Consider the following 9,043-nt stretch of genomic DNA (forward strand, 5'->3'; position numbering starts at 1 on the left):
ACAAGTTTAACAAAGCAACTTCCCTTTGCCACAATAAGTATAGAAAACTTTTCGCCATTTCCTGTGACAATCAATTTTAACGCAAAACGGCGGTTACCGGCTTTACGTATTTGTATTAAAGGAAGAACGGACTCGGTTGGAACAGTCGTTCAACATCCGGGACAAATTTCTTGTCGGTAATAAACATGATCACATGATCGCCTTGCTCAATTTTACTGTTGCCGTTGGCGATAATCACATCGTCACCACGTACAATTGCGCCAATGGTCGTGCCTGGCGGCAACTTGATCTCTTCTACAATGCGTCCAACCACTTTGGAGGTACTTTCATCACCGTGGGCGATCGCTTCGATGGCTTCTGCCACGCCACGGCGCAGGGACGAGACGCTGACAATATCGGCCTTGCGTACGTGCCCCAACAGCGCAGAGATGGTAGCTTGTTGCGGTGAGATGGCGATGTCAATCACGCTGCCCTGAACCAAATCGACGTAGGCGCGGCGCTGGATCAGCACCATGACTTTCTTGGCGCCCATGCGTTTGGCCAGCATGGCGGACATGATATTGGCTTCGTCATCGTTGGTGATGGCAATAAACACGTCTACCTGTTCAACGTGTTCTTCGGCCAGCAGTTCCTGATCGGAAGCATCACCGTAAAACACAATGGTGTCATGGAGTTGTTCGGCCAATTCGGCGGCGCGCTGCTGGTTACGTTCAATCAGCTTGACGTTGTAGTCTTTCTCCAACTTGGCGGCCAAACCGGCACCGACATTGCCGCCGCCGACGATCATAATGCGCTTGTAAGGCTTTTCCAGCCGTTGCAGTTCGCTCATTACCGCGCGGATATGCTGGGATGCAGCAACAAAAAATACTTCGTCACCGGCTTCAATGATGGTGGAACCCTGCGGGCGAATCGGTCGATCCTGGCGGAAAATAGCGGCTACGCGGGTATCAATATGCGGCATGTGTTCGCGCATGGCCGACAACGCATTGCCTACCAACGGGCCGCCATAATAGGCTTTAACCGCGGCAATGCTGACTTTCCCTTCCGCAAAGTTTACAACCTGCAAGGCTCCAGGGTATTCAATCAGTTTGTAGATGTAATCGATAACCAGCTGTTCGGGAGAGATCAGGTGGTCGATAGGCACCGCTTCAGGTAAAAACAGCTTGTCGGATTCACGAATGTATTCTGGCGCACGAATACGAGCGATGCGGTTTGGCGTGTTGAACAATGAGTAGGCAATCTGGCAGGCGATCATATTGGTTTCGTCAGAATTGGTGACGGCAACCAGCATATCGGCATCTTCAGCGCCGGCCTCACGCAGGACGCGCGGATGTGAACCATGTCCCTGTACGACGCGCAGATCGAATTTGTCCTGCAACTGACGAAGGCGGTTGGTATCGGTATCCACCACGGTGATATCGTTATTTTCGCCAACCAGGTTTTCCGCCAGAGTTCCGCCGACCTGACCTGCGCCAAGAATAATTATTTTCATCGTGTTCTCTGCTTCACACTGAAAGAGCAGGGCGCAAAGGCACGCCCTGAGGGGTTACAGTTTAATCAGCTTAGCGTAAAAGAAGCCATCGCCATCTTCAGGATGAGGAAGGTTCTGTCGGCCAGGTTGATGTTGCTTACCGGTTTCTACACGTTGTGCGTCGGCATGGCGCTGTAAAAAGGCCAGTACCTGCTCATTGTTTTCCTGTGGCAGGATAGAGCAGGTGGCATACACCATCACACCGCCAGGCTTCAGGTGAGGCCAAATGGCATCCATGATTTCCGCCTGCAGGCTGGCCAATTCGGCAATGTCGCGATCGCGGCGCAGCCATTTGATATCAGGATGGCGGCGGATGACCCCGGTGGCAGAGCATGGCGCATCCAACAGAATGCGATCAAATTGCTTATCGCCGCACCATTGCTGCGGTGTACGGCCATCACCCTGCTTGACCTCGGCGCTGAATCGCAGACGCTGGAGATTTTCGTTCACGCGACTCAGCCGCTGTTCGTCGATGTCGACCGCCATCACATGGGCTTTTGGTGCCGCTTCGAGGATATGCGTGGTTTTGCCGCCAGGGGCTGCGCACAGATCGAGGATCTGCTCGCCATCCTGCGGATCCAGCAGATCGACGCAGCCTTGTGCAGAGGCATCCTGCACGGTGACCCATCCCTCGGCAAAGCCGGGCAGCTCATTGACCGCGCATGGCGACAATAAACGCAGCGCATCACGATATTCTGCGTGTGGCGCGGCGGCGATGCCGGCTTGTTCCATCAGTTTGAGATATTCATTGCGCGTGTGATGCAGCCGGTTTACCCGCAGCCACATTGGCGGTTTCTGGTTATTGGCCTCGACGATGTGTTCCCACTGCTCAGGATAGGCCTGCTGGATGCGTTTCAATAGCCAGCTTGGGTGCAAATAGCGGCTGTCATTGTTGGCCGCGCGTTGCAGCAATTGATCCTGCTGGCGCTGGAACTGACGCAAAACGCCGTTAATTAGCCCCTTGAGCTGTGGCCGCTTTAGCGCAACGGCGCCGTTTACCGTTTCTGCCAGCGCCGCGTGCGCAGGAATACGGGTATACAGTAATTGGTACATGCCAACCATCAGCAGATAGTGCAGCATGCGTTGTTTACCGACCATCGGTTTGGCCATCAACTGCTGAATGCACCATTCCAGTTGCGGCAAGACGCGTAAGGTGCCAAAACACAGCTCCTGTAACAGTGCGCGGTCTTTGTCCGAGATGTTTTTCTGCAATGACGGCAGGATGGTGCTGAGTGATTGCCCCTGATCCAATACCTGGCCGATGGCTTGAGCAGCAATGCTGCGGAGGTTGTAGTTGTTTTTCATAGGCTAGAGCTGTTGACGATCGGCATTGAATAAAATAAACAGCCCGGCAGGATCCACCGGGCAGTGAAGGCGGTTTATAACCGGTTACCCGGAGTGAACCATTCGCGACGTGAATTCAACAAATCTTGAGCTGACATCGGCTTTTTGCCGGCAGGCTGTAACTGCGTCAGGCATAGCACGCCGTCGGCAGTTGCCACCTGGATGCCATGCTTGTCGGCATGGATGATGGTACCCGGCTGGGCATTGCTGCTCTCATCGCTAACCTGCGCCTGCCAAACCTTCACCGGTTGGTCGTCAACGGTGAAGTAACTGACTGGCCACGGATTGAAGGCGCGAATGCAGCGTTCAAGCTGTGCGGCAGAAAGTTGCCAATCGAGGCGCGCTTCCTCTTTACTCAGTTTTTCCGCGTAGGTCACCAGCGCTTCGTTTTGTACTTCACGTGCGACGGTGCCGTCGGCCAACTGTTGCAATGTGGTCAGCAATCCCCTGGGCCCCAATTCAGCGAGCTTGTCATACAGGCTGGCACTGGTATCCGAAGCTTCAATGGGACAACTGATTTTATGCATCATGTCACCCGTATCAAGGCCGACATCCATTTGCATGATGGTCACGCCGGTTTCCCGATCGCCAGCCCACAGGGAACGCTGGATCGGCGCGGCACCGCGCCAGCGCGGCAGTAGCGAACCGTGTACGTTGATACAGCCGAGGCGCGGCATATCCAGAACTGCTTTTGGCAGAATCAGACCGTATGCCACCACCACCATCACGTCAGCTTCAAGCGTTGCCACCAGTTGCTGGTTTTCTTCTGGGCGTAATGACTTGGGTTGGAAGATCGGCAGTTGATGCTGTTCAGCCAGCACTTTGACCGGGCTTGGCGTCAGTTTATTGCCACGCCCGGCAGGGCGATCGGGCTGGGTAAACACACCGACCACCTGGTGTCCAGATGACAACAGCGCGTCAAGATGACGCGCTGCGAAGTCGGGTGTGCCGGCAAAAATAATGCGTAAAGAGTCAGACACGTTGATTCCCTGCGTGGTTAGGCGCGCGCTTGCAGCTTGGCCATTTTTTCCAGTTTCTGACGGATACGCTGGCGTTTCAGCGGCGACAGGTAATCGACAAACAGTTTGCCGACCAGGTGATCCATTTCATGCTGGATACAGATGGCCAACAGATCGTCGGCGGCCAGTTCGAATGAATTGCCGTTGTAATCCAGCGCGCGGATCTTCACCTTTTCGGCCCGTGGCACCAAGGCACGTTGTTCAGGGATGGACAGGCATCCTTCTTCAATGCCGGTTTCACCACTTTGTTCCAACAGTTCCGGGTTAATCAGCACCAGGCGCTGATCGCGAGTTTCGGAAACGTCGATGACGATAATGCGTTGGTGGATATCCACCTGGGTCGCGGCCAGGCCAATGCCTTCCTCTGCGTACATGGTGTCAAACATATCATCCACGATACGCTGGATATCAGCATTGACTTCTTTTACCGGGGCTGCAACTTTGCGCAGCCGCTCGTCTGGGAAATGTAATACCTGCAAGACTGACATATATCTTTAGATCTATATCCGAGTAATAAAGAGAGTTTAATGTCTATTCTAGACATTTCCCGTCCTGATTGACAGCATCGTCTAACAATTGCACAGATTGGTAATACCAACGCTAACGGCAAGGGACGCGCGATGATTCCAGAGGAGATGGGGTTACGGCTGCATGCGGTATCGGGGCTCGGCGCGGCAGCGGCAAGCGAGGTCTTGCGGCAGTTGATCGCGGCAGGGGGCGCACCTTGCCGCATGCTGCGCGCACTGGGCCTGAACCTTCGCCAGCGTGAACAGTTCGACCGTTTGGACTCGCGCTACCTGGCCGCGACGCTGGCTTGGCTGGAACACCCCGGGCACAGGATGCTGACTTTCGGCACGGCGGGATATCCGCAGCAACTTTCGCATCTCGTCGATGCGCCGTTTGTACTGCTGGTGGACGGCTGCATTGAGGCGTTGCAGTTGCCGCAAATCGCCATGGTGGGCAGTCGTCAATACAGCCATTACGGTGAGCGTTGGGCGACGTACTTTGCCGGCGAGTTGGCACATTGCGGCTATGCCATCACCAGCGGTCTGGCACTTGGCATCGACGGTATCTGTCATCGCGCTGCACTTGACGCACAGGGTATCACGATTGGCGTATTGGGTAGCGGGCTGGCCAATGTCTCGCCGCGTTGTCATCGTCGACTGGCCAGGCGCATCGTCGAGCAGGGCGGCGCGCTGTTGTCCGAACACCTGGTCACCGACTTGCCTCTGCCAGCGCATTTCCCTCGGCGTAATCGCATCATTAGTGGCTTGAGCCTTGGCGTACTGGTGGTGGAGGCCGCTTTACGCAGTGGTTCGCTAATTACTGCGCGCCTGGCACTTGAACAGGGGCGTGACGTTTTTGCCTTGCCTGGCGCCTTGGGTAATCCTATGAGCGCGGGAACACACTGGCTGATTCAACAGGGCGGTTATCTGGTTACCGAACCAAAAGATATCGCAGAACAGCTCGGCAGCGGCCTGCATTGGTTGGCGATGGATGAAAAAACAACTATTTCTGCTTCAGAAGCGGAAGTTGAATTGCCATTTGCCGATGTGTTGGCTAACGTAGGAGATGAGGTGACACCTGTTGACGTCGTCGCTGAACGTGCCGGCCAACCTGTGCCAGAGGTGGTAATCCAATTACTCGATCTGGAGTTAGCAGGATGGATCGCAGCTGTACCCGGCGGCTATGTCCGAATAAGGAGGGCAAGCCATGTTCGACGTACTCATGTACTTATTTGAAACGTATATCCACAATGAACCAGAGATACGCGTCGATCAGGATAAACTGACCGATGATCTCGCTGAGGCGGGGTTTCATCGAGAGGATATCTACAACGCGTTGAATTGGCTTGAAAAACTCGCAGACTTGCAAGAAGGTGAGAACGCGCCGTATTTTATGGGCGCCGATCCGCTGGCGATGCGATTCTATACCGAAGAAGAAAGCGTGCGTCTGGATGCCAGTTGCCGTGGTTTTCTTCTGTTCCTTGAACAGATCCAGGTATTGAACCTCGAAACCCGTGAAATGGTTATCGATCGCGTTATGGCGTTGGATAACGAGGAATTCGATCTCGAAGACCTGAAATGGGTGGTGTTGATGGTGCTATTCAATATCCCAGGTTATGAAAGCGCCTATCAGCAAATGGAAGAACTGTTGTTTGAAGTAAACGAAGGCTATTTGCATTGAGCCGATAACACGCATATACCCGTATACTTCAAGATACAGGTGCGTTGGCTTCCCTTGCTGACCCTGGTGGCGTAGCCTTTGTGCGCCCCAGGGATTTGCTGCGTCGCCGCCTTCCTGTAACTCGAATCATGTAGGGTATAAAGTAGTTATGACTAAAACAGCGATTTTTGCCGCCAGGCAAAATGAACCCTGTCCGGAATGTGGGGCCGAGTTGGTGATCCGCAGTGGTCGCCATGGCCCCTTCCTTGGCTGTTCTCATTATCCAGAGTGCGAATATATACGTCCGCTGAAAGCCCAGGCGGACGGTCATATAGTTAAAGTATTGGAAGGACAACATTGCCCGAAATGCCAGGCGACGCTGGTGTTGCGTCAGGGGCGCTATGGCATGTTCATTGGTTGTAATAACTACCCTGAATGCGATCATACCGAAGTAATCGACAAACCGGACGAAACCAGCATTCCTTGCCCGCAATGCGGCCAGGGCAAATTGCTGCAGCGCAAATCACGCTACGGCAAAGTGTTTCATTCCTGCGATCGCTACCCGGAATGCCAGTTTGCCCTCAATCTTAAACCCGTCGCCGGCGAATGCGCGTATTGCCATTATCCGTTGCTGATGGAAAAGCGTACGGCCAGGGGGATAATCCTCTGCTGCGCCAGTAAACTCTGCGGAAAACCGGTCACAACGACAGAATAACGACATCATGAGCTTAGAATTCACCTCCATTATTACAGCATTGAACAATCAGCAGGTTATTGCCTACCCAACCGAAGCGGTGTTTGGCCTGGGCTGCGATCCTGACAGCGAGCAGGCGCTGCGCGAACTGCTGGCCTTAAAGCAGCGGCCTTGGGAAAAGGGACTGATCCTGATTGCTGCCGAATACGACCAGTTGCTGCCCTATATTGCTGACCGCCAGCTTAGCGAGTCGCAGCGCGCGGCGATATTCGCCAGTTGGCCGGGGCCGGTGACCTGGGTGATCCCGGCGAAACCGACCACCTCGACGCTGCTTACCGGGCGTTTTAATTCATTGGCGGTACGCGTTAGCGATCATCCTTTGGTGCAGCAACTGTGCCGCGAGTTCGGTAAGCCATTGGTATCGACCAGCGCCAACCTCAGTGGACAAGAGCCCTGCCGGAGCGCCGATGAGGTGCTGCAGCAGTTTGGCGCCGCTTTCCCGGTGTTAGACGGCAATGTCGGTGGTCGTCTTAACCCTTCAGAAATCAGAGATGCGTTGACCGGCGAGCAGATCCGTCAGGGCTAGAGGAGCGGTGGATGGACAAATTTGCGGTATTTGGCAACCCGATTGCTCATAGCAAATCACCGCGCATTCATGCGCTGTTTGCTCAGCAAACCGGGATTACGCATCCCTATGGCACGGTATTGGCTCCGGTCGATGATTTTGCCGGGAGTTTACAGGCGTTCATTGGCGCTGGCGGCGAAGGAGCCAATGTTACCGTGCCGTTTAAGGAACAGGCGTATCAGCTGGCCGATGAACTGACCGAACGTGCGGCAATGGCCGGCGCGGTGAATACCCTTAAACGACAGCTCCATGGGTTGCTATTGGGAGACAACACCGACGGCATTGGCCTGTTGAGCGATCTGGAGCGTCAGGGTTTGATCAATTCCGGCGATCGCATTCTGCTGGTGGGGGCGGGGGGGGCCGCTCGCGGCGTTATACTGCCGTTGCTTTCCTTTGGTTGCGAGGTGGTGATTACCAACCGTACCTTTAGTCGGGCACAAGACCTGGCGCAGGCCTTCCGCCACCTTGGAGAGATCGCGGCACTGCCGATGAACCAACTCGATCAACAGGATTTTGATTTGCTGATCAACGCGACTGCATCAGGCATTAGCGGAGAGGTGCCGACGTTGCCCGTGAGCATCATGGGAGCGCATATCCGTTGTTACGACATGTTTTACCAACGCGGTTTGACGCCGTTTCTGGCGTGGGCGCAACGGCAGGGCGTAACGCAGTTTGCCGATGGCTTAGGCATGCTGGTGGGGCAGGCGGCGCATGCCTTTTTGCTGTGGCATGGGGTCATGCCGCAGATTGAACCGGTGCTGCAGCAATTGCGCAAGGAACTGGCTGACTGAAAGCAACCCGTACCCGGACAGGAACGGGCGTTCGGTCAAATATCTTCGGACAGGTAATCATCTTTCCAGCGCACGTAGTTATTGGAGGAGTAGCGCAGCCCTTCCAACTCGGCCGACGTCAGCGGTCGTACTTGCCGTGCAGGGCTGCCCATATATAAGTAACCGCTTGCCAGGTGTTTTCCCGGCGCCACTAGGCTACCGGCGCCAATCATCACGTCGTCTTCTATTACTGCACCATCCAGCAAAATCGATCCCATTCCCACCAATACCCGGTTGCCAATGGCGCAGCCATGCAGCATGGCTTTATGCCCCACCGTCACATCTTCGCCAATTAATAGCGGGTAGCCTTGAGGATTATGTTCCGATTGATGAGTCACGTGCAGCACGCTACCGTCCTGAATGTTGCTGCGCGCACCGATCTTGACGGCGTTAACGTCGCCGCGGATGGCCACCAGGGGCCAGATGCTGACGTCATCGGCCAGTTCCACGTTGCCGATCACCACGCTGGAAGGATCGATCATCACGCGTTGGCCGATCTGTGGGGTGTAATGAAGGTAAGAACGAATTGCATCAGACATGGTAAGCCTCACGTCGGGATCATAATTACCGGCAATACTAGACGTTGGCGATGGAATTACAACCAATCAACAGCGCAGATCCTGCGTAAAATGGCCTCGATCGCGCAAGATCCGGCCGAAAGGGCGGAAAAGTGTGCAAACGATAAGAAAAGATCAAAAAAGGGGTTGTGCAAAAAACTCGGATCCCTATAATGCGCCTCCATCGACCGGGCACAACGGCAAGTGATTCACTTCACAACGCGGCCGGGACGAAAGAGAAAAAATCCTGAAAAAACGGGTTGACTCTGAAAGAGGA

10 protein-coding genes are annotated in these 9,043 nt (G+C 54.6%); 5 read left to right on the top strand and 5 right to left on the bottom strand.

Annotated features, from left to right (window positions below; all coding sequences use genetic code 11):
* Positions 1-115: 115 nt before the first annotated feature.
* The 4 genes from trkA to def all read right to left on the bottom strand — a co-directional run bounded on the left by trkA (position 116) and on the right by def (position 4,382).
* Positions 116-1,492: a Trk system potassium transporter TrkA gene (gene trkA / locus ACCC84_RS23160; protein WP_004956135.1), complete on the bottom strand. Its 1,377-nt coding sequence runs from the start codon at positions 1,490-1,492 to the stop codon at positions 116-118.
* A gap of 54 nt (positions 1,493-1,546) precedes the next feature.
* Entirely contained in the window at positions 1,547-2,836 is a 1,290-nt protein-coding gene (gene rsmB, locus ACCC84_RS23165) for a 16S rRNA (cytosine(967)-C(5))-methyltransferase RsmB (protein ID WP_371902391.1), read from the bottom strand.
* A gap of 74 nt (positions 2,837-2,910) precedes the next feature.
* On the bottom strand, positions 2,911-3,855 hold the full coding sequence (gene fmt / locus ACCC84_RS23170) for a methionyl-tRNA formyltransferase (protein ID WP_004956132.1): 945 nt from the start codon (positions 3,853-3,855) through the stop codon (positions 2,911-2,913).
* A 17-nt stretch (positions 3,856-3,872) separates the two neighbouring features.
* The gene (gene def / locus ACCC84_RS23175; protein ID WP_004956131.1) at positions 3,873-4,382 is read right to left on the bottom strand and encodes a peptide deformylase; all 510 of its coding nucleotides are present in this window, start codon (positions 4,380-4,382) and stop codon (positions 3,873-3,875) included.
* Positions 4,383-4,514: 132 nt separating this feature from the next.
* Here def and dprA point away from each other — a divergent pair, with 132 nt between their 5' ends.
* From dprA to aroE, 5 genes are all read left to right on the top strand, one after another.
* A complete protein-coding gene (gene dprA, locus ACCC84_RS23180) occupies positions 4,515-5,636 on the top strand; it encodes a DNA-protecting protein DprA (protein ID WP_004956129.1) in 1,122 nt (373 codons plus the stop codon).
* Positions 5,608-6,081, top strand: a complete 474-nt coding sequence (gene smg, locus ACCC84_RS23185) for a DUF494 family protein Smg (RefSeq protein WP_198774136.1) — start codon at positions 5,608-5,610, stop codon at positions 6,079-6,081. The genes dprA and smg overlap by 29 nt, the downstream gene beginning before the upstream one ends.
* Before the next feature lie 148 nt (positions 6,082-6,229).
* A complete protein-coding gene (locus ACCC84_RS23190) occupies positions 6,230-6,775 on the top strand; it encodes a DNA topoisomerase family protein (RefSeq protein ID WP_004956124.1) in 546 nt (181 codons plus the stop codon).
* A gap of 7 nt (positions 6,776-6,782) precedes the next feature.
* Entirely contained in the window at positions 6,783-7,340 is a 558-nt protein-coding gene (tsaC, locus tag ACCC84_RS23195) for an L-threonylcarbamoyladenylate synthase type 1 TsaC (RefSeq protein WP_371902392.1), read from the top strand.
* 11 nt (positions 7,341-7,351) lie between these two features.
* On the top strand, positions 7,352-8,170 hold the full coding sequence (gene aroE, locus ACCC84_RS23200) for a shikimate dehydrogenase (protein ID WP_371902393.1): 819 nt from the start codon (positions 7,352-7,354) through the stop codon (positions 8,168-8,170).
* A gap of 35 nt (positions 8,171-8,205) precedes the next feature.
* On the opposite strand, the gene ACCC84_RS23205 is transcribed toward aroE, so the two are convergent.
* Positions 8,206-8,748, bottom strand: a complete 543-nt coding sequence (locus ACCC84_RS23205; protein WP_004956115.1) for a gamma carbonic anhydrase family protein — start codon at positions 8,746-8,748, stop codon at positions 8,206-8,208.
* Positions 8,749-9,043 lie beyond the last annotated feature (295 nt).

Origin of the sequence: Serratia odorifera (assembly GCF_041448735.1) — a bacterium.
Lineage (GTDB): Bacteria > Pseudomonadota > Gammaproteobacteria > Enterobacterales > Enterobacteriaceae > Serratia_F > Serratia_F odorifera.

What these genes read in the sequence shown, in the direction of transcription:
- trkA (WP_004956135.1), bottom strand. Translation starts at nt 1,492, where the DNA reads ATGAAAATAATTATTCTTGGCGCAGGTCAGGTCGGCGGAACTCTGGCG.
- dprA (WP_004956129.1), top strand. Translation starts at nt 4,515, where the DNA reads ATGATTCCAGAGGAGATGGGGTTACGGCTGCATGCGGTATCGGGGCTC.
- def (WP_004956131.1), bottom strand. Translation starts at nt 4,382, where the DNA reads ATGTCAGTCTTGCAGGTATTACATTTCCCAGACGAGCGGCTGCGCAAA.
- ACCC84_RS23190 (WP_004956124.1), top strand. Translation starts at nt 6,230, where the DNA reads ATGACTAAAACAGCGATTTTTGCCGCCAGGCAAAATGAACCCTGTCCG.
- ACCC84_RS23205 (WP_004956115.1), bottom strand. Translation starts at nt 8,748, where the DNA reads ATGTCTGATGCAATTCGTTCTTACCTTCATTACACCCCACAGATCGGC.
- smg (WP_198774136.1), top strand. Translation starts at nt 5,608, where the DNA reads ATGTTCGACGTACTCATGTACTTATTTGAAACGTATATCCACAATGAA.
- tsaC (WP_371902392.1), top strand. Translation starts at nt 6,783, where the DNA reads ATGAGCTTAGAATTCACCTCCATTATTACAGCATTGAACAATCAGCAG.
- rsmB (WP_371902391.1), bottom strand. Translation starts at nt 2,836, where the DNA reads ATGAAAAACAACTACAACCTCCGCAGCATTGCTGCTCAAGCCATCGGC.
- aroE (WP_371902393.1), top strand. Translation starts at nt 7,352, where the DNA reads ATGGACAAATTTGCGGTATTTGGCAACCCGATTGCTCATAGCAAATCA.